The 17,835-nt window shown below is 70.1% G+C and carries 19 protein-coding genes and 4 pseudogenes; 6 read left to right on the top strand and 17 right to left on the bottom strand.

The genetic code is table 11. The annotated features are described in order from the left end of the window. Positions 1-134: 134 nt before the first annotated feature. Positions 135-341, bottom strand: a complete 207-nt coding sequence (locus KV381_RS33360; RefSeq protein ID WP_078611318.1) for a hypothetical protein — start codon at positions 339-341, stop codon at positions 135-137. A gap of 214 nt (positions 342-555) precedes the next feature. Here KV381_RS33360 and KV381_RS33355 point away from each other — a divergent pair. Then, positions 556-1,322: pseudogene (locus KV381_RS33355) on the top strand (PIG-L deacetylase family protein). Positions 1,323-1,349: 27 nt separating this feature from the next. Here KV381_RS33355 and KV381_RS33350 read toward each other — a convergent pair. Together KV381_RS33350 and panD are read right to left on the bottom strand one after the other, a co-directional pair. Beyond that, entirely contained in the window at positions 1,350-1,703 is a 354-nt protein-coding gene (locus tag KV381_RS33350; RefSeq protein ID WP_030622985.1) for a GNAT family N-acetyltransferase, read from the bottom strand. 66 nt (positions 1,704-1,769) lie between these two features. Continuing rightward, entirely contained in the window at positions 1,770-2,195 is a 426-nt protein-coding gene (panD, locus tag KV381_RS33345) for an aspartate 1-decarboxylase (RefSeq protein WP_030622987.1), read from the bottom strand. 170 nt (positions 2,196-2,365) lie between these two features. Here panD and KV381_RS33340 point away from each other — a divergent pair. Next, positions 2,366-3,210 (top strand): annotated as a pseudogene (locus KV381_RS33340) (IS5 family transposase). Between the two features lie 172 nt (positions 3,211-3,382). Here the strand turns inward: KV381_RS33340 and KV381_RS33335 are convergent. The 3 genes and pseudogenes from KV381_RS33335 to KV381_RS33325 all read right to left on the bottom strand — a co-directional run. Next, positions 3,383-3,980: pseudogene (locus KV381_RS33335) on the bottom strand (MFS transporter); the annotation flags it as partial. Between the two features lie 60 nt (positions 3,981-4,040). Next, a complete protein-coding gene (locus tag KV381_RS33330) occupies positions 4,041-4,505 on the bottom strand; it encodes an ArsI/CadI family heavy metal resistance metalloenzyme (protein ID WP_218786972.1) in 465 nt (154 codons plus the stop codon). 46 nt (positions 4,506-4,551) lie between these two features. Then, positions 4,552-5,919 carry an NAD(P)-binding domain-containing protein gene (locus tag KV381_RS33325; RefSeq protein WP_256995208.1) on the bottom strand — a complete coding sequence of 456 codons (1,368 nt, stop codon included), beginning with the start codon at positions 5,917-5,919 and terminating at the stop codon, positions 4,552-4,554. A gap of 238 nt (positions 5,920-6,157) precedes the next feature. Here KV381_RS33325 and KV381_RS33320 point away from each other — a divergent pair, with 238 nt between their 5' ends. Further along, the gene (locus tag KV381_RS33320; RefSeq protein ID WP_103536960.1) at positions 6,158-6,520 is read left to right on the top strand and encodes a helix-turn-helix transcriptional regulator; all 363 of its coding nucleotides are present in this window, start codon (positions 6,158-6,160) and stop codon (positions 6,518-6,520) included. Between the two features lie 214 nt (positions 6,521-6,734). On the opposite strand, the gene KV381_RS33315 is transcribed toward KV381_RS33320, so the two are convergent. After that, positions 6,735-7,124, bottom strand: a complete 390-nt coding sequence (locus KV381_RS33315) for a helix-turn-helix transcriptional regulator (protein ID WP_218787349.1) — start codon at positions 7,122-7,124, stop codon at positions 6,735-6,737. Between the two features lie 17 nt (positions 7,125-7,141). Then, entirely contained in the window at positions 7,142-7,471 is a 330-nt protein-coding gene (locus tag KV381_RS33310) for a metalloregulator ArsR/SmtB family transcription factor (RefSeq protein ID WP_229832930.1), read from the bottom strand. A 387-nt stretch (positions 7,472-7,858) separates the two neighbouring features. Here KV381_RS33310 and KV381_RS33305 point away from each other — a divergent pair, with 387 nt between their 5' ends. Together KV381_RS33305 and KV381_RS33300 are read left to right on the top strand one after the other, a co-directional pair. Then, the gene (locus tag KV381_RS33305) at positions 7,859-8,980 is read left to right on the top strand and encodes a permease (protein ID WP_218786970.1); all 1,122 of its coding nucleotides are present in this window, start codon (positions 7,859-7,861) and stop codon (positions 8,978-8,980) included. A 132-nt stretch (positions 8,981-9,112) separates the two neighbouring features. Beyond that, entirely contained in the window at positions 9,113-9,631 is a 519-nt protein-coding gene (locus KV381_RS33300; RefSeq protein ID WP_218786969.1) for a GNAT family N-acetyltransferase, read from the top strand. Between the two features lie 80 nt (positions 9,632-9,711). Here KV381_RS33300 and KV381_RS33295 read toward each other — a convergent pair whose 3' ends face one another. The 7 genes from KV381_RS33295 to KV381_RS33270 all read right to left on the bottom strand — a co-directional run bounded on the left by KV381_RS33295 (position 9,712) and on the right by KV381_RS33270 (position 15,782). Next, positions 9,712-10,533, bottom strand: coding sequence for an S-methyl-5'-thioadenosine phosphorylase (locus tag KV381_RS33295; RefSeq protein WP_218786968.1), 822 nt, complete (start codon positions 10,531-10,533; stop codon positions 9,712-9,714). Then, the gene (gene mtnC, locus KV381_RS33290; RefSeq protein ID WP_086777501.1) at positions 10,526-11,308 is read right to left on the bottom strand and encodes an acireductone synthase; all 783 of its coding nucleotides are present in this window, start codon (positions 11,306-11,308) and stop codon (positions 10,526-10,528) included. Before mtnC ends, KV381_RS33295 begins: the two co-directional genes overlap by 8 nt. Next, complete coding sequence (locus tag KV381_RS33285; RefSeq protein WP_218786967.1) at positions 11,308-11,883, bottom strand: acireductone dioxygenase; 576 nt, start codon at positions 11,881-11,883, stop codon at positions 11,308-11,310. Before KV381_RS33285 ends, mtnC begins: the two co-directional genes overlap by 1 nt. A gap of 24 nt (positions 11,884-11,907) precedes the next feature. Beyond that, entirely contained in the window at positions 11,908-12,570 is a 663-nt protein-coding gene (mtnB, locus tag KV381_RS36785; protein WP_256995207.1) for a methylthioribulose 1-phosphate dehydratase, read from the bottom strand. Then, positions 12,567-13,592 (bottom strand): S-methyl-5-thioribose-1-phosphate isomerase, encoded by a 1,026-nt coding sequence (gene mtnA / locus KV381_RS36780; protein ID WP_256995206.1) that lies wholly within the window; start codon positions 13,590-13,592, stop codon positions 12,567-12,569. The genes mtnB and mtnA overlap by 4 nt, the downstream gene beginning before the upstream one ends. A gap of 37 nt (positions 13,593-13,629) precedes the next feature. Beyond that, complete coding sequence (locus tag KV381_RS33275; RefSeq protein WP_086777499.1) at positions 13,630-14,892, bottom strand: ATP-grasp domain-containing protein; 1,263 nt, start codon at positions 14,890-14,892, stop codon at positions 13,630-13,632. A 581-nt stretch (positions 14,893-15,473) separates the two neighbouring features. Next, positions 15,474-15,782, bottom strand: coding sequence for a helix-turn-helix transcriptional regulator (locus tag KV381_RS33270; RefSeq protein WP_030622998.1), 309 nt, complete (start codon positions 15,780-15,782; stop codon positions 15,474-15,476). A 96-nt stretch (positions 15,783-15,878) separates the two neighbouring features. On the opposite strand from KV381_RS33270, the pseudogene KV381_RS33265 reads away from it, so the two are divergent. Next, positions 15,879-16,294, top strand: a pseudogene (locus tag KV381_RS33265) (arsenate reductase ArsC). Here KV381_RS33265 and KV381_RS33260 read toward each other — a convergent pair. After that, complete coding sequence (locus KV381_RS33260) at positions 16,295-16,675, bottom strand: helix-turn-helix transcriptional regulator (protein ID WP_050504725.1); 381 nt, start codon at positions 16,673-16,675, stop codon at positions 16,295-16,297. It abuts the pseudogene before it with no gap. An 88-nt stretch (positions 16,676-16,763) separates the two neighbouring features. After that, a complete protein-coding gene (locus KV381_RS33255; RefSeq protein WP_218786966.1) occupies positions 16,764-17,822 on the bottom strand; it encodes an ArsO family NAD(P)H-dependent flavin-containing monooxygenase in 1,059 nt (352 codons plus the stop codon). Positions 17,823-17,835 lie beyond the last annotated feature (13 nt).

Raw genomic sequence — 17,835 nt, 5'->3', positions numbered from 1 at the left:
GGCGGACTTCTGGGAAACGTACCGCCGCCCGGCGCCCCGGCGCCCCTCGGCTTTATCGGGGCGGGCCGGGAAGCGCCGGGCGACGGTCGGTCATCACCACCGGGGCCGGCACCGTCTCCGGTACCGGCCCTCGCTCACGTCCCGGCGGGCTGGGGCTCGGGTTCCGGATCCGGTACGGGGTCGGGGCCCGGCGGCTGCGGGATCGGGTCGGGCGCGGGGCCGGGCGGCACGGGCCCGGGACCCGGCGGCACGGGCGGCGGACCGGGCACCGGAGTGGGCGGGCCCGGTACGGGCGGAGGCGTCGGCGAGGGCGGTACGGGGTCGGGGTACGGGTGGGTCATCGCGATCCTCCACAACGGCACGAAAAGGACAGATGGAGCTTTCCTCCACCGTCTCCCGGTGCGGCTGCCCGCGCCTGCCGAGTCCACACATGCGCCCGGCGACGGCGGTGCGTGCGGCCGTGTGCCGACCCGGCCGGACCGGGCAGAACTCCGGCAGGGCTCCCGGCCCCGTCCGGGATCCACGACCGGCACCGTCGACACGAAAGGCGTCCCCATGCCTCTGCCGAGCATCCTCGCCGTCCACGCCCGGACGACGAGTCCTTGTTCTGCGGAGGCGTACTGGCCCGGCACGCGGCGGCCGGCGCCCGCACGGCGGTGGTCACCGCGACCTGGGCGCGGGGCACCCACCGGGCCGCCGAGCTGGCCCGGGCCCTGGACGCCCTGGGCGCGGGCGCTCCGCGCCTGCTCGGCTACGCGGACGCCCGGGTACCGGAGTCGGCCCCGGGCAGGCCCCGGTTCCTCGACGCTCCGCTGGACGAAGCCGTGGAGGCGGTGGTCGGCCACATCCGGGACGTCCGGCCGGAGGTCGTGATCACGGGGGACGCCTACGGAGGCATGACCGGCCACCCGGACCACGTACACGCCCACCGGATCACCGCGCTGGCGGTCCGGGCCGCCGGGCTCCCCCAGTACGGTCCGCATGCCGGGGATGCCTGGCAGCCGAGCGCCCTCTACCTCGCCACGCATCCCCGCTCGGCGGCCGTTCCGGTGGGTGGACGGCTGGCCCGGGCGGGCACCCCGGCCGGCGCGCTGTACTGCTCGGAGGACGCGTGGATCACCACGACGGTCGACGTCGGCCCCTGGCTCCCGCAGAAGCTCGCCGCGATCCTCGCCCACCGCAGCGAGGTGGAACGAGGGGCGGCACCGGGCCGAATCGCCGCTCTGCCTCCGGCGGTTCAGCGGGAGGTGCTGGGCACCGAGTGGTACATCCGCCAGGACCTCACGCCCCGGAGCGGGTCCGCCACGGAGCTGAGCGCCTGACGGGCGCGTGCGATGCGGACGGAGGGCTCAGAACAGCTCAGGATGGTGCCTGAGCTGCCGCTCCGCCTCCCGCACCAGCTCGCCCGGCGCCGCGGGCGCCTCGTCGGGGTGGCGCTGCGCCCACTTCGCCGCGTACGGGCACAGCGGCACGACGGGCACGCCCTCACGGGCGGCCATGGCGTAGAACTCCCTCACGAGCGCGCCCGCGATGCCCTTGCCCTCGTGTTCGGGCCGGACCACGGTGTGCACGGCCACGAGCGCGCCGGGAGCCGGGTCCATGACGAAGTACGCGATGGTCCCGGCCGACGTGCCGTCCTCGTACGCCACGAGGTTGCCGTGCTCCCGGTCGTCCCTGATCTCCACTGCCGCGTTCTCCGCCATGGTTCCTGCCCTCTCGTTCGTGGACCGCGCACCACCGTGCTCGTCACGGAAGCGCGGACGACGGCCTCAGCCGCCCGGGACGACGGCCTGCGGGCTCCGCTCCGTACGGCTCCCGGGAACCGGCGCCGAGGCGTCGTCACCGAGTGCCACGATCCGGTTGTCCGCGTCCACGTGCACGACCCGCGGCACGAGTGCACGGGCCTCGGCGTCGTCGACCTGCGCGTAGCTGATCAGGATGACCAGGTCACCGGGGTGCACGAGGTGTGCGGCCGCGCCGTTGATCCCGATGACACCGGAGCCGCGCTCGCCCTCGATGACGTACGTCTCCAAGCGGGCGCCGTTGTCGATGTCAACGATATGGACCAACTCGCCGGGCAGCAGGTCGGCGGCCTCCATCAGGGCGGCGTCGATCGTCACGGAACCGACATAGTGCAGGTCGGCCTGGGTGACGGTGGCCCGGTGGATCTTGGACTTGAACATGGTTCGCATCACTGCGGTACTCCTGGGCTAGGCTCCCTGCCTGCTTTGTGCAGGTCAAGGGCGGTCCCGACTGTACACCGGGACGCGCCGAACGATGTTTGTGCGGAAAATCGCTCCGGTCGAGCTGGACAGCTTCCTGTCTGGGGTGTCCCTTAGGCGGTGTCTTCAAATGATCATCGTTGGTGGATCATGGTGTCGTGATACGTCGTCATGAACTGTCTGATGCTGAGTGGGAGTTCGTCCGGCCGTTGCTGCCCGTGTCGTTGCGGGGGCGGAAGCGGCTGGATGACCGCAGGGTCCTGAACGGGATCGTGTGGAAGTTCCGGACCGGGACGGCCTGGCGGGATGTGCCCGAGCGCTACGGGCCGTGGGCCACGCTGCATACGCGTTTTCGCAGGTGGGCGGCGGACGGGACGTTCGAACGGATGCTGCGGGCCGCGCAGGCGAGGGCCGACGCGGCGGGCGACATCGAGTGGCTGGTGTCGGTCGATTCCACGGTCGTCCGGGCCCACCAGCATGCTGCCGGGGCTCGAAAAGGGGGCTCTGCGACCCGGCCCTCGGCCGGTCCAGGGGCGGTCTGACCAGCAAGGTGCACCTGGCCTGCGACGGCCGGGGCCGTCCGCTCGGCTTCGTCGTGACGGGCGGCAACACCAACGACTGCACCCAGTTCACCGCCGTGATGGACGCGATCAGGGTGCCCGGATCGGCCCCGGCCGTCCCCGCGTCCGGCCCGATCACGTCCTGGGCGACAAGGGCTACAGCTCAAGGCGATCCGCACCTGGCTCCGCCGCCGCGGCATCCCCACACGATTCCCGAGCGGGCCGACCAGATCGGCAACCGGGCCCGGCGGGGCAGCCGCGGTGGCCGCCCGCCGGCCTTCGACCGCGAGGCCTACAAGCACCGCAACGTCGTGGAGCGGTGCTTCAACCGTCTGAAGCAATGGCGCGGCATCGCCACACGCTACGACAAGACCGTCCAGTCCTACGAAGCAGCCGTCACCCTCGCCTCACTCCTGATGTGGGCGTGACATTTGACGACAGAACCTAGTAGCGGCGCCTGTTGGGACGACCGCCCCGGATCGCGCGGGGACTCATGCTGACCGAATGCTGACTTGCCTGATGGCCCATCGGGCATGCGGAAGCCCGTGCATACGGACGTCACCGACACTGTGCCGAGATCGTCGGCCTCGATGATCAGGATCATTCCCTTCCTCGTACGGATGTCGCCGTGGCCACGATCGCGGACGCCGCCGCGAGGCCGGCAAGCACTCCGCACAACTCCCGGTAGCCGCCCAGAATTGAGGCGAGAGTGGCTGCAGCGAAGGGCGCGAGAGCGGAGGCTGTCATGGCGGGGGCGCTGAGGAGGGCGGAGAGCCGACCGTAGTGCTGTGTGCCCCAGCGGTCGGTGATGGCGGCGGCCTGGAGGAGGGTGAGGATGCCGCGGACCGTGCCGGCCGCGATCGACACCGCGGTCACCAGGCTGTACGGGTAGACGGTACGGCCGAGGGTCCGGCCCGCGCCGCCCAGGCCTAGCGCCCAGGCCGCTTGGGCTGTGGGGTATCCGCGTTCGAGCAGGAGGAACGGTCGGCTTCGGGCTACGGCGCTCGGGCTCTCGGCGGTATCGATGGGGAGCTGTGAGGGCGATTGCGAGGGCCGGGATCGTGACGGCGGCGAGGATCGCCGCCAGCACGAGATAGGTCTCGCGCCACGACAGGTGGTCGGCCAGCGCAGCGGTGAGCGGGGCGAAGACGGTGGAGGCGAGGCCGCCGGCGAGGGTGACGATCGTATGGCGCGGGGCCGCGACCGGTCCCCTGCTCCGGTCGCGGCCCGACGGGTATGAAGGTCGGCCGCTGAGAGATCAGCAGCATCCGCCGGCGGCGACCGGTTCCCTCGCATCGCTGTCGGTAGTGGCGGTGCGGGCGCAGCAGGTGCTGCCCTGCTGCTTGGGCAGGGTGTCAGCGTCGGCCTTGACGACGTACACCTCCCACGGTTCGCGGCCGGGGCCATGGACCCACACCTTGTCCTGGAGGGCGTAGCAACAGGTCGTGTCGTTCTCCTCCGTCGTTGCCAGACCCTCCTCGTCCAGCCGGGCGGTGGCCGCGTGAACCGCCTCGGTGGTGCCGACTTCCACGCCGAGGTGGTCCAGGCGGGTGTCCTCGTTCTCTGCACCTTCGATGAGGACGAGCTTGAGCGGCGGTTCCGCGATGGCGAAGTTGGCGTAGCCCTCACGGAGCTTGGCCGGTTCAGCACCGAAGAGCTTCGAGTAGAAGGCGACGGATGCCGCCAGGTCGGGAACGCGCAGGGCGAGCTGTACGCGGGACATCGTGATCCTCCAGTTGTGGGTGGGTGAATGGGTTGGACGGGCAGGGTCAGCAGCCGCCGGAGGCGGCCGGGGATCCGACGCCGGTCTGGAGCGCCGCCGGGGTCGCGCAGCAGCCACCGCCGCCGGTCGAGGTGTCGGTGGGGTGGTCGAAGAGGCCGGCACCGCCGCAGACGCCGGTCTCGGGGAGTACGAGTTCGACGCGCTCGGCGGACTCGTGGTCGCCGGCGATGGCAGCGACGACCGAGCGGACCTGCTCGTAGCCGGTGAGCGCCAGGAAGGACGGAGCGCGGCCGTAGGACTTCATCCCCACCAGGTGCACGCCCTCCTCCGGGTGGGCCAGTTCCTTCACGCCGTGCGGGTAGACGGTGCCGCAGGAGTGCTGGTTCGGGTCGATGAGCGGAGCGAGCTCGACAGGGGCCTGGAGCCGCTCGTCGAGTCCCAGACGCAGTTCGCCGAGGAAGGTCAGGTCGGGGCGGAAGCCTGTCAGGACGATGACCTCGTCCACGGGGTCGAGCCGACGGCCGTCCTCGGCGACCAGAACCAGGCGCTCGCCGTCGCGCTCGATCGCGTCCGTGCGGAAGCCGGTGACAGCGTCCGCGTACCCCTCGTCGACCGCGGCCTTGGCCGCGAGGCCGAGGGCGCCACGGGCCGGGAGCTGGTCAGCGCTCCCTCCGCCGAACGTGCGGCCCGAGATACTGCGCCGCAGGATCCAGGTCGCACGGGTGTCCGCGCCGTCCCGGGACTTCGCGAGGGCGGCGAGCGAGGCGAGCGCCGTGAAGGCCGAGGCTCCGGACCCGATGACGGCGGTGCGCCTGCCCGCGTAACGGGTGCGCACAGCAGGGTCCTTGAGGTCGAAAACCCGGTAGGAGATCCGCTCCGCCGCTGCACGTTCGCCGAGGGCCGGGAGTCCGTCGCCGCCTGCCGGGCTCGGAGCGGACCACGTACCGGAGGCGTCGACCACGGCCCGGGCGAGGACGCGCTCTTCGCGGCCGTCGCCGTATTGGATGTGCACGGTGAAGGGCTGCTGGTCACGGTCGGCGTCGACCACACGGTCCCGGCCCGTGCGGGATACGCCGGTGACCCGCGCGTCGAGCCGGACCCTGTCGCCGAGGACGTCCGCGAGCGGTTGGAGATAGGCGGCGGCCCAGTCCCCGCCGGTCGGGTAGGTGTCCGCGTCGGGCTTCACCCAGCCGGCCGGGGCCAGGAGCTTCTCGGAGACCGGGTCGATCACCTCGCCCCATGCGGAGAAGAGCCGCACGTGGGACCACTCCCGAACGGCCGCTCCCGCCTGGGCGCCGGCCTCGAGCACCAAGGCTTCCAGCCCACGGTCGACGAGGTGCGCGGCAGCGGCCAGGCCGACGGGTCCGGCTCCGATGACCACGACGGGCAGCTGGTCGGCGGCGGTGACGTTCACGACTCTTCCCCTTTGATTCGACATTCGTCGATCTCTTGCGCTTTCAGCATGGCACTTGATTCGACAAGCGTCAACATAGACATTCATCGAATTCACCACTTCGGGTGCCCGCCGACCGAGCAAGGCCACCCGACCGGACCGGGCGGGCGCCGGGAGGCACAGCCGGAACGAAACCGGGTGCGGCTCAGGGCGCAGCGGAGCCTCGGACTGCTGATTCGACGTGTGTCAACATAGATATATGTCGAACGTGAAAATGCTGCCGATGCTGGAGCCCGACATAGAGCCCTGCTGCCCGCCTCTGCATGAGCGGCCGCTGACCGCCAAAGAAGCCGAGCGAACCGCTGTCATGTTCAAGGCACTGGGCGACCCGGTCCGGCTGCGACTCTTCTCCTCCGTCGCCTCGCACGAAGGCGGCGAGGCCTGCGTCTGCGACATCTCCGATGTCGGCGTCTCCCAGCCCACGGTCTCCCACCACCTGAAGAAGCTGAAGGAAGCCGGGCTCCTCACCTCGGAACGGCGGGGCACCTGGGTGTACTACCGCGTCGAGCCCACCGTCCTCGCGGCCATGGGAGCCCTCCTCGCCAAGGACGCCTCGGCCTGAGAGGCTCCGAAGCACGGAGCCAAGCACGCTGGCCTCGGAATTCGCCCACACCTTCAACCCGCACCCTGACGCACAGGGACGGGGCGTTACGTCAGGGGCCCGGAAGGCTCGCATCGACTACCGCGGCCAAGCGCAGGCGTACGGATGCTCACAGACAGTCGCGCCACGGCAGAACGGCACCGCCGCCCGGACGCGAGGACAGCGACGCCGGACGTCAGGAGACCTGGACGGCCGGAGCGATCTCTTCCTTGCCGGCCTTCTCGGTGTCGGCGAGAAACTCGCCGAGCGCAGCCAGGACGCCCGGCGCAGGGCGGTAGTACACCCAGGTGCCGCGCCGTTCCGAGGTGAGCAGACCCGCTTCCCGGAGCTTCTTCAGGTGGTGGCTGACCGTCGGCTGGGAGACGCCCACGTCGGCTATGTCGCAGACACACGCCTCACCGTTGGGATGCGACGCCACTCTGGACAGGAGGCGGAGCCGGACGGGGTCGGACAGCGCCTTGAACATCGCCGCCATGGTCTCGGCGTCCCCTTCGGACAGCGCGGCGGTCACGATGGGCGGGCAGCAGGCAGTGGCGGTCGCACCGGACATGTGCGGGGTCGGCATGGTCAAGGGGCCGGCCCTCACGCCGAGGCCGCGGGGCGGCCCATGACTGCGTCGGCGGCGCTGGGGAAGCAGGCCACGCAGGCGACGTTGATGGAGTAGAGCATCGAGGTCCCCTGGCGCTCGCGCAGGACGAACCGCACGTCGGCGAGCAGCTTCAGGTGATGGGACACCGTCGACTGCCCGACGCCCATCCGGTCCACGATCTCTCCGACGCTCATCGGCCCGGTCGCCAGGGCGAGGAGATTGAGGATCTGCACGCGGGTGGGATCGGAGAGGGCCTTGAACCAGGTTGCGTAGGACTCGGCCGTGGTTCGGTCGATCAGCTGGGCATTCATCGTACCGCTCATGATCCATCGATGTTATTCGATGACCACCCGCGACGGCAAGGCTCGCTCCGCGCAGACGGAGTTCACGAAGAGCCCACGGAGGCCCGCCGACAACCGGAACCGCTGACGTGCGGGACTGCGCAGGCACCACATGAAAGGTGTCTACATCGGTTCGACCTGGGAACAATACCCACTCCCTGCTGACCGCCGCCGAAAGTGCAGGACACTCCTTCGGTGCGACGAGGGACACGGGATCCCCATTGCCGGAGCTCTCTTTAATCGTCTATCATCGATATTCGATAAAAGGGGATGCCGACCGAGCCTCCCCCACGCGGCTCGGCACGTCCCTCGTACGTACCTTCACGGCGCCGCTCCCCTCATGTGTCACCGTCTCAGAGAGGTTCACCTGTGGACGAACTGCTGGCCCTTGGCCGGTTCATCCTGTTCGAGGTGCTGCACTATCTCCCGTGGTTCCTGGTCGCCATCGTCCTGGGAATCGCCGTACAGCGTCTGTCGATCGACGTGGTCGCGCGCCGCAGCTTCGCCCACGGGCGCAGGGGCGTCCTCGGCATCGCCATCGTCACGGCCGTCGGAGCGTTCAGTCCCTTCTGCTCCTTCACCGTGATCCCGCTGATCCGCCGCTTCCTGATGGCCGGCGTTCCGCTCTCGGCGGTCATGTCGTTCTGGATCGCCTCCCCCTCCATGGACCCGGAGATCTACGCGCTCTCCGCCGCCCAGCTCGGGATCCCCATCGCCACCGCCCGCCTCATCGGTGCCCTGGTACTGAGCTTCGGCGCGGGGCTCATCGTCCTGGCGCTCGAGCGGCGTGGGCGGTTCGCCGATCCGCTGCTCGAGTCCACCGAGGAGAAGACGGCCGCGAAGACCTGTTCGCAGGAGACGGTGACCGTTCCCGAAACCGCGTGCTCGACGGCGAAGGCGACCGTCCCCGAGCCCGTGACCGTCGGTGCTGGTGGCGCGGGCGGTGGGGCATCCGAGGGCGGCTGCGGAAGCGCCGCGCAGGAGATCGAGCCCGCGGCCGGTGGCTGCTCCACAGCAGCCCGGAACGACGCGGAGGACGACGGCACCCCGTGGCGCGTACTCGTGCGGCGCGACATCAAGAACCTCCGCGCCGGCGAGATCCTGAAGGAGATCGTCAGCGACTCTCTGATCCTGGGCAAGTGGCTGCTGCTGGCCATCGTCCTCGAGGCCCTGATCGTCCGCTACGTCCCCACTGATGTCGTCTCGGGCATCCTCGGCACGGACGGCGTCCTCTCCGTCCTGGTCGCCGGGTTCATCAGCGTCCCCCTCTACCTCAACGGCGTCGGCGCCATCCCGGTCGTCGAGGGCCTTCTGGACCAGGGCATGGTCGGGGCGGCGGGTGTCACCTTCCTCCTCGGCGGTGCCATCACGACGATCCCGGCCATGGTGGCCGTCAAGAGCGTCGTCAAGGCGAAGGTCTTCGTCTTCTACCTGGGCGTGGGCCTCCTCGGCAGCGTGGGCATCGGTCTCGTCACCCTGCCCCTGCTCTGACCCGGTACTCCTCCTCCCACCCCCAACCCACGCTCCTGCGGCAACCCCCGACGCCGCAGGAGCGTCGCCGTACCCGCTGACGAACGGCGTGCGTGCCCCTTCTGCGGGAGCGCACCGAGGCAAGGAGCACGTATGACCGCATCGCTGCACCCGGACCCGGGCATCACCCTGGTTCCGATGACCGACGACCACGCCTCGGCCGTCATGGCCATCTACCAGCAGGGCATCGACGAGGGCAACGCCACGTTCGAGACCACCGCGCCGCCGTGGAGCGCGTTCGACACCGCCAAATTGCCGGCGCACCGGTTCGTGGCGCTGGGGAAGGAGGGGCGGGTGGTCGGCTGGACGGCGGTGTCGCAGGTCTCGACGCGACCCGCGTACGCGGGGGTCGTCGAGCATTCCGTGTACGTCTGTCCCACGGCGCGCGGAACCGGCGTTGGACGCACACTTCTGGAGGCTCTGATCGTCTCCACGGAGAAGGCGGGCTTCTGGACGATCCAGGCAGGCATCTTCCCCGAGAACGCGGCGAGCCTGGTTCTGCACGAGTCCTTGGGGTTTCGCGTCCTGGGCCGGCGGGAGCGCGTGGCCCGCCACCACGGCGTCTGGCGCGACGTCCTGCTCGTGGAGCGCCGCAGCCCCGTCGTCGAATGACCGATGCCGGTCACCACGGTGACCGGCATCAGCCCGGGTGTTCCTGAACGGTACGGCTGCGGCCCGTACCGACCGCCGTGTCAGGGGAGCTCGAACGGCAGGTCCATCCCGTCCAGCGCCGTCGCGCACGCGCAGACCCGCTCGCGGTCCAGGAGCGGGACGGTCTTCAGGACCAGGCTCTTCAGGCGTTCCACGTTCGCCGCGAACACACGGAACACCTCGTCCTGCGAGACGCCTTCTCCGCGCTCCACACCGGCGTCGTAGTCCGTGACCAGGGCTATGGAGGTGTAGCAGAGGGCGAGCTCACGGGCGAGTACCGCTTCGGGGTGCCCGGTCATGTTGATCAGGGACCAGCCTGCCGCGGCGTACCACTGGGACTCGGCCCGGGTGGAGAACCGTGGCCCTTCAACGGCCACCATCACTCCCCCGTCGTGGACATCGGCGCCGGCCTCTCCCGCTGCCTTGAGCACCGCCGCCCGTCCCGACGCGCAATACGGGTCGGCGAACGACACGTGGGTGGCGCCGTGCTCGTAGTACGTCTGGACGCGGCCGGCGGTCCGGTCGACGAGCTGGTCGGGGAGGACGACGCTTCCGGGGCCGAGAGACCTGCGCAGCGAACCTACCGCGCAGGGCGCGAGGACCTGCCTCACTCCCAGCGAACGCAGTGCCCACATGTTGGCGCGGTAGTTGATGCGGTGCGGCGGGAGTTCGTGGTGGCTGCCGTGCCGGGGCAGGAAGGCCACTCCGCGGTCGCCCACGGTGCCGATGAACACCGCGTCGGAGGGTGAGCCGTAGGGGGTGGTGACCTCGACGCGCTGTACCGACTGCAGGAGTTCGTAGAAGCCGCTGCCCCCGATGACCGCGATGTCGGCCTTCGGCGTCGTGTCGGACGGATCACTCATGGCTTGGGTCCTCCTGCGTGTGCGTGTCGACCGGCGGCGTCGACGTACCCGGGCCGGGTCGGGAAACGAGTGGGGTGAGCGAGGCGACGGTCTTGTGGCCGGTCACTGCCGAACGTTCGTCGTCGGGACGGCACACCGCGACCGTCTGCCAGCCGGCCTCGGCCGCGGCGTCGAGCTCGGCACCGACGTCGCTGACGAACAGCAGGCCGCCGGGCGCGTGTCCCAGACGTGCCGCGATCGCACGGTAGGAGTCGGTGGCCGCCTTGGGGCCGGCTGTCGTCAGGTCGAAGTAGCCGTCGAGCAAAGGGCGCAGATCGCCGTGGGCCGTGTGGCCGAACCAGTCCCGCTGCGCGGCCACGGAGCCGGAGGAGTAGATGAAGCGGTCTGTGCACTGCGTCTTCCAGTGCTGCAGGGCGGGCGGTACGTCCGGGTACACGTGACCGTACAGCTCACCTGCCGCGTAGCCATCGGCCCAGATCAGGCCCTGCAGCGTCTTCAGCGGCGCCGCCTTCACATCTGCGTCGGCCCACTGCTCCAGGAGTGCGAGAGCACTCGCCTCGTCGTGGGCAGCCCCGGTGTGGGCGGCGACCGCGTCAAGGATCTGCCGCCAGGGTGTTGTGCCGCGGTGCGCGGCGAGCCAGGGAGCGATCCGTCGGCGGGCGTAGGGGAAGAGGACGTCACGGACGTGGCCGAGGGAGCCGGTGGTCCCCTCGATGTCGAGAACGACGGCCCGCAGCCCGTTGTCGGGGACTCGGCCCGGACGGCTGCGCGTCATCAGCCCTCCCGCAGTAGCGCGTCTAGGCGGGGGAAGCCATCGGCGATGGGCTCCTGGGTGAAGTCGCCCACCCAGCCGTCCTCCTTCTCGAAGAACCGGATGGCGCAGAAGTCCGGTACGGGTCCCATGTCGAACCAGTGCCGGGTGCCGGCCGGGACCGACAGCAGGTCTCCGGCCTCGCAGACCACGGCGTACACGCGGTCCTCCAGGTGCAGGTAGAAGCAGCCGGTGCCGTGGGCGAAGAACCGGACCTCGTCCTCGGCGTGCCGGTGCTCGTCGAGGAACGTCGACCGGGCCTTGGCCGCGCGCTCCTGCCACTCCGCTCCCTCCTCGGGGTGGAGGCGGGCGACATCGACGAGGCTCAGCTTCTGGCGGGCGCACAGTTCGTCGATCTCCGCCCGGTAGGCGTCGAGCAGTTCCTCGGACGCCGTCTGCGGCGTGGCCTGTGCGCGCAGCGGCCAGCGGGTGAAGGAGACCGACCTCTCGCGCAGGGCCTGTGCGATGGTCTCCTCGTCCCGCGTGTGGAGCAGTACGGTGTCCGGTGCGTCGTCCGGCATGATCTGCAGCAAGGTCATGGTGTGGTCCTGTCCTCGAGTTCTTCAGGAACGGGAGACGTGCAGCTCGGTCCGGGAGATCACGAGCAGCTGGCAGAGCGACTCGAGGCATTCGAGCCGGTTCTTCGCCTGGCCCAGCGATTCGCCCCACGTGGTGATGCCGTGATCGGCCAGAAGCAGCCCGGGCGGACCTTCCCGGTCGGCCCCGAGATGGGCGGCGACGTCGTCGGCGATCCGGTCGACCTCGGGCCAGTTGGGGAAGACCGGCAGGTCGGTGAAGGTCGGGTTCTTCAGCCCCAGTCCCTTGAGCAGCTCGAAGCGTTCCAGTCGTACCGAGGCAACGGCGTCCAGGGCGGCGGCACGGTGGGCGACGACCGTGGCATACGGGGAGTGGACGTGGATGACGGCGCGGGCTCCGGTGACGCGGTAGACCGCCGCGTGGATGGAGGTCTCCGCCGAGGGGCGGTCCTGGACGGAAGGAGACGCCCGGCCGGTAAGGGCGTCGACCTCCACCACGTCCCGGGCGGTCAGTTCGCCTTTGTCCCGGCCGCTCGCCGTGATCAGCGCCCGGTCGGGATCGTCGGGCAACCGCATGGAGATGTTGCCCGACGTACCCGGCATCCATCCGCGCTCGTACAGGGTGCGGGAGATGTCGGCCAGCTGCTGGGCGGCCTGCTTGCCTGCGGCGGTGGACGGCGCGTAGCTCATGCCCTTACCTCGGATCCGTGGTGGACACCGTGCTCGGAGACGATCGCGGTGATCAGGGAAGCCGGGGTGACGTCGAAGGCGGGGTTGTACGCGCGCGTACCGCCTGGCGTGGTGCGGATCCCGCCGTAGCTGGTCACCTCGTCCGCGTCACGTTCCTCGATGACGATGTCCCGGCCGTTGACGAGGGACCTGTCCCACGACGACTCGGGGGCGACGACGATGAAGGGGATGCCGTGGTGGGCGGCGGCGATCGCCAGTCCGTAGGTGCCGATCTTGTTGGCCACGTCCCCGCGCGCGGTGATCCGGTCGGCTCCGACGAGGACGCAGTCCACGAGCCCCTGGCTCATGGCCGCGGCTGCCGCGCTGTCGACGCAGACGCGGTGTGGCACACCGGCCTCCTCCAGTTCCCAGGCCGTCAGTCGTGCGCCCTGCAGGAGTGGACGGGTCTCGTCGACGAGGACCTCGGTGACCCTTCCGGCGTCGGCGAGGGCGAGGATCGTGCCGAGGGCGGTGCCCACGGCCGCGGTCGCGAGCCGTCCGGTGTTGCAGTGGGTCAGGAGTCGCAGGGGTCGCTGCGGACAGCGGTCCTCTACGGCCTGGATCGCGTGGGCGACCATCTGCCGGTTGACCACCCGGTCCTCGTCGATCATGGCGGTGGCCTCGGCCAGGACCGCGTCCGGGCCGTCGGCGAGCCTTCCGAGGGCTCGGTCGACCGCCCAGGCCAGGTTGACTGCCGTCGGGCGGGCGGCGACGAGCCGCCGGGCGTCGGCGTGCACGGCCTGCTGCCCGCCGCCGGTGACGTCCGGCGAGCAGTGGGTGTACGCGGAGAGCGCGACGCCCAGGGCGCCCGCGAGCCCGATGGAGGGCGCGCCCCGTACCGCGAGCGTCGCGATGGCGGTGATGACGTCGTCCACGGTGTCCAGGCGCAGAAGCCGTCTCTCGTGGGGCAGCGAGCGCTGGTCGAGGGTGACGATCGCGTTGTCGTCCCAGCGCAGTGACGGCTGGTCGGAGGGCTTGCTCACGGGCGGCGGCTCCTCGGGGCCTGAATGGTGCAACCGGTCAGTCGGTCAGGGGACGCGACCGCAGTTCGATCAGCGTGGGCCCGGCCTCCACGTCGGCGGTCACCTGCTCGGGGTCCTCGCCGACGGCGATGACGTAGCCGTAGCGGTTCATGTACGCCCGGGGCGGAAGTGCCAGCCGGGTGCCGGGGCCGGCCGTCGCGACCGCGCTGTGCACCGTGGGCCCGAAGAGGTCGGTGCGGACGACCACTTCGACCGCCTCGCAGTCGCGCTCCGGGTAGAGGAACCTGATGGCTGCGTTCTTCTGCGCCTTCGGCGCGGTGTCGGGGGTGAGCCCGGCCGCCACGTGAGCAGCGGCGACGGCGGTATCGGTGCCGGTCGCGAGCATGCCGATGAGGGGAATGAAGTCGCCGCCGAGGCGCGCGTTGATCTCGACGAGGCGCGGCCCCTCGGGGGTGAGCTTGAACTCGGTGTGAGTAGCACCGCGTTCGAAGCCGAGCGCCTTGTGGATGCGGTGCAGTTGGTCCAGGAGTTCGGCGTCCTGCAGGAGGGGGTCGGTGGCGTCGACGGTGTGGCCGGTCTCCTCGAAGTACGGGTCCATGCCGGTCTGCTTGCGTGCCACGATCATGGGGGTGCACACGCCGTCGACGACGACCGCGTCGATGCTGATCTCGGGTCCGGTGAGGTACTCCTCGACCAGGACGTCGGCCTCGTAACGGGGTACTCCGGGCCAGTTGGCGGAGCTCGCCGCCTCGAACGCCGCCTCTACGGCGTCGCCGTGGTCGGCCCGGACGACACCGAGACTGCCGGCGAGACCACGGGCCTTGACCACCACCGGGTAGCCGGTCGCGTCGGCGGCACGGCGTGCCTCGGCCGCCGTGGAGACCGGGGTGCAGGCCGGCTGCGGCACGTCGGCCGCCGAGAGCCGTGCCCGAGTGGCCGCCTTGTCACGGCAGGAGAGCACCGCGTCGGGCGCGCTTCCGGGCAGGCCGAGGGCTTCGGCGAGGCGCGCGGCGGCGTGCACGAGGGACTCGTCGTAGGTGAAGACCCCCGCGACCGGCAGCTGTTGCATGACCTTCTTCGCCTCGACGAGGAGGGCGTCGAGGTCCTTGGTGTCGAGGAGCGAGGTCCCCTCCATGTACGGCAGTTGCCAGCTCGGCTCGTACGCGTCGAGAAGCCACAGGCGGAAGTGGCGCGAGACGGCCGCCACGATGTACTCCCGATAGCGGCGGTCACCGCTGCCCATGAGGAGCAGGACCGGTGCCTCGGTGACGGGCGAGTGCGGGCGGGGCGTGGCGGCCATGGCGGGAACCTTTGCGTCGACGTGTGGTCGGGGCCGGGGCGGGCCGACGGAGCGGGGTGGAGCCCAGATCGGCAACGGCGCTGTTCGGCCGACGGCCGGAACCCTGCCAGCGTCAAGCGATGTATGTCAATAGATCGATGAATGGCTGAAGGTGCCCACCTTCCTCGGCGTCACCGCCGCACGGCACACCTGCCCCGATTCGCTCACGTCTGGGGGTGCGAAAGACGGCCAGGTTACCCGGGGTGGCCATTCGCGCAGATGAAACCTGTAAAAGGCGAGAGCGATCAGGTTCGTCTTGCGACGCCAGCAGATTCCGCCGCCAGGGTCGCGGGAGGCTCTGGGCTGTGTTGACGCACGGCGCATTTCAATCGGTGGCCATCGATGATGCAGAGCGACAGAGGACACCTGATATCCCTTCCCCCACTCGGTCACCGCCACGGTCAAGTCACCTGCACCGGGGTCGCGGGAGGCGCTCGGAGGGGGTAACGTTCGCGCCCGGATCGAGATCCTCAGCCCATGGCGTCAGGGGCGAGTGGACGTCGAGACGGCGGGGACGCTCCGAAGGTGAAGCGGCCGGACTTTCAACCGCAAGGCCGCCGGGCCGCAGGGGTTTCGCACCCTCCTTCGGCCAGGCCACCGAGGAATGTGGCCAGATCGGCCAGTGCCTCGGGCCTCAGCCGGTAGTAGGTGAAGCGCCCACAGGGCTCGGTCTCCACGACGCCCGATTCCCGGAGAACCCGGAGATGGTTGGACAGGTTCGTCTGCCGCGCGCCGGTCTCCTCGACGAGATGAGTCGTACACAGCGACTCGCGGGCGAGCAGGCACACGATGCGAAGCCGCAAAGGGTCCGCCAGGGCCCTCAGCAGTTCCGCGTTCACCGACGTCAGCATGCCCCGATCGTGACACACCAAGTACAACGTGTATCGACCGTCCGACTTTCAACGCCTTTCCACAACAACCCATTTGAGGAGACGCAGGTGTCCCGGATGCCCTCCGTCCTGTTCGCATGCATGCACAACGCAGGCCGGTCCCAGATGGCCGCCGCATGACTTCGCCACGTGGCCGGCGACCGGATCGAGGTCCGTTCGGCGGGCTCCGCGCCGGCCTCGGCGGTCAACCCGGCGGCGGTAGAGGCGATGCGTGAAGTCAGCATCGACATGTCCGCGGAGGTCCCCAAGATTCTCACCACGCGGATGCCGCCAGCGAGTCGGACGTGTGCGTCACGATGGGCTGCGGGGACACCTGCGAGGTGTTTCCCGGCAAGCGCTACCCCGACTGGAAGCTGGACGACCCGGCCGGGCAGGGCGTGGACGCGGTGCGCCCCATCCGTGACGCCATCAGGGGCCTCGTCGAGGATCTCATCGCAGCGATGGACGTGACTCCGGCGCACGGAACCGGATGATCAGTACGGCGAGCAGTCGATCCCCCGGGGGAAGGCCTGCTTCCTGAGCTCCTGCAAGGCATCCCAGCGAATCGAGAACCAGGCCCACGTTCCTCGCTGCTCACGGCGCAGCAGCCCCGCGGTGGTGAGGATCTTCAGGTGCCGGCTCACCGTGGGCTGCGCCAGGTCGAGCGACTCGGTCAGGTCGCAGACACAGAGCTCGCCTGCCGGCGAATGATCGATGAGGTGGACGATCTGGAGGCGAGTCGGGTCGGCCATCGCCTTCAACTGGACAGACAGCGTCTCGACTTCGTCGTGGCCGATGAGAAGCCCCGGGGAGCAGGGCACACAGCGCTCCTCGCTCACGTCCTCGATCGGTATGCCTGCCAACGGAGTTGCCATCCGGACACCATACGAGCCGACAAGATCGCATGGCGAACCAGAGGAGTGATATCCGTCAGGCGTTCACCGTTCGTTCACCCGCGGCACGTCAGCGCAGGAGGGCTGCGATGGACCGCGCGGCCTCGCGTGCGGGACGGCCGACGCCGACAAGGGTCGCTGAGGCCGGCCCGGTCCAGTCGCCGTACCCGAGCAGATGAAGGCGGGGCTCTTCGAGAGCCTCTGTCCCCCAGGTGGGGATGTGTCCGCGCGGACCGCGTAGCCCGAGTGGGGCAAGGTGGGCGAGAGCGGGACGGAAGCCGGTGCACCAGATGATCGCGTCAGCCTCGGCCCGCGTCCCGTCAGCCCACTCGACGCGGGTCTCCGTCACGCGCGTGAACATCGGCTGCGACGTGAGGAGGCCCGCGTCGCGGGCTTCGCGTACGGGCGGAACGGCGACGATGTCACCGAGGGAGGCGACTCCCCCGCCGTCGGTGCGGCCTTCGTCGAGGGCGCGGCGGCGGGCCGTGGCGTGGTCGAAGAGGGCGCGGCCGTCGATGTCGTCGGCCAGGAACCGTGCGGGCCGCTGAGTGACCCAGGTGAGGTCGGTGTCGTACGCGAGATCGGCGGCGATCTGCGCTCCGGAGTTCCCGCCGCCGACGACGATGACCCGCATTCCGGCGAACTCACCTGGGGTGCGGTACTCGACGGTGTGAAGCTGCCGCCCCAGAAATGAGCCACGGCCCGGGACAGAGGGAAGGAACGGCCGTGACCACGTTCCGGTGGCACTGACGACGGCGCGGGCGCGCCAGACACCGGAATCGGTCTCGACGCGAAGGTACTCTCCGTCGCGGCGGACCGCCTCCGCGCGAACGAGCCGCTGCACGGGGAGCTCGTAGCGCTGCTCGTAGTCGGTGAGGTAGTCGACGACATGGGCGGCCTCGGGATACGTCTCCCCCTGTTGTGGCGCCATGAGGCGACCGGGCAGGGAGGAGTACGCGGCCGGCGAGAAGAGGTGCAACGAGTCCCACGCGTGTCGCCAGGCCCCACCCGGCGCGGGCTGCGCGTCCAGGACGGCGAAGTCGAGGCCGCCGAGGCGGCGCAGGTGGTATCCGACGGCGAGTCCCGACTGGCCACCGCCGATCACGACGACATCGAGTGCCTTGCTCATCTCCTCGCCTTTC

This window comes from Streptomyces sp. WY228 (assembly GCF_019287315.1).
GTDB classification, from domain to species: domain Bacteria; phylum Actinomycetota; class Actinomycetes; order Streptomycetales; family Streptomycetaceae; genus Streptomyces; species Streptomyces caviscabies.
Note: the sequence above shows the minus strand (reverse complement) of the source record. Positions and strands in the feature narration are given on the sequence as shown.

Coding starts and splice junctions, on each gene's coding strand:
- KV381_RS33270 (WP_030622998.1), bottom strand. CDS start 15,782: ATGCTGACGTCGGTGAACGCGGAACTGCTGAGGGCCCTGGCGGACCCT.
- KV381_RS33300 (WP_218786969.1), top strand. CDS start 9,113: ATGACCGCATCGCTGCACCCGGACCCGGGCATCACCCTGGTTCCGATG.
- KV381_RS33255 (WP_218786966.1), bottom strand. CDS start 17,822: ATGAGCAAGGCACTCGATGTCGTCGTGATCGGCGGTGGCCAGTCGGGA.
- KV381_RS33295 (WP_218786968.1), bottom strand. CDS start 10,533: ATGAGTGATCCGTCCGACACGACGCCGAAGGCCGACATCGCGGTCATC.
- KV381_RS33310 (WP_229832930.1), bottom strand. CDS start 7,471: ATGAGCGGTACGATGAATGCCCAGCTGATCGACCGAACCACGGCCGAG.
- KV381_RS33320 (WP_103536960.1), top strand. CDS start 6,158: ATGTCGAACGTGAAAATGCTGCCGATGCTGGAGCCCGACATAGAGCCC.
- KV381_RS33285 (WP_218786967.1), bottom strand. CDS start 11,883: ATGACCTTGCTGCAGATCATGCCGGACGACGCACCGGACACCGTACTG.
- KV381_RS33350 (WP_030622985.1), bottom strand. CDS start 1,703: ATGGCGGAGAACGCGGCAGTGGAGATCAGGGACGACCGGGAGCACGGC.
- KV381_RS33315 (WP_218787349.1), bottom strand. CDS start 7,124: ATGCCGACCCCGCACATGTCCGGTGCGACCGCCACTGCCTGCTGCCCG.
- KV381_RS33360 (WP_078611318.1), bottom strand. CDS start 341: ATGACCCACCCGTACCCCGACCCCGTACCGCCCTCGCCGACGCCTCCG.
- mtnC (WP_086777501.1), bottom strand. CDS start 11,308: ATGACGCGCAGCCGTCCGGGCCGAGTCCCCGACAACGGGCTGCGGGCC.
- mtnB (WP_256995207.1), bottom strand. CDS start 12,570: ATGAGCTACGCGCCGTCCACCGCCGCAGGCAAGCAGGCCGCCCAGCAG.
- KV381_RS33330 (WP_218786972.1), bottom strand. CDS start 4,505: ATGTCCCGCGTACAGCTCGCCCTGCGCGTTCCCGACCTGGCGGCATCC.
- KV381_RS33275 (WP_086777499.1), bottom strand. CDS start 14,892: ATGGCCGCCACGCCCCGCCCGCACTCGCCCGTCACCGAGGCACCGGTC.
- KV381_RS33260 (WP_050504725.1), bottom strand. CDS start 16,675: ATGGCAACTCCGTTGGCAGGCATACCGATCGAGGACGTGAGCGAGGAG.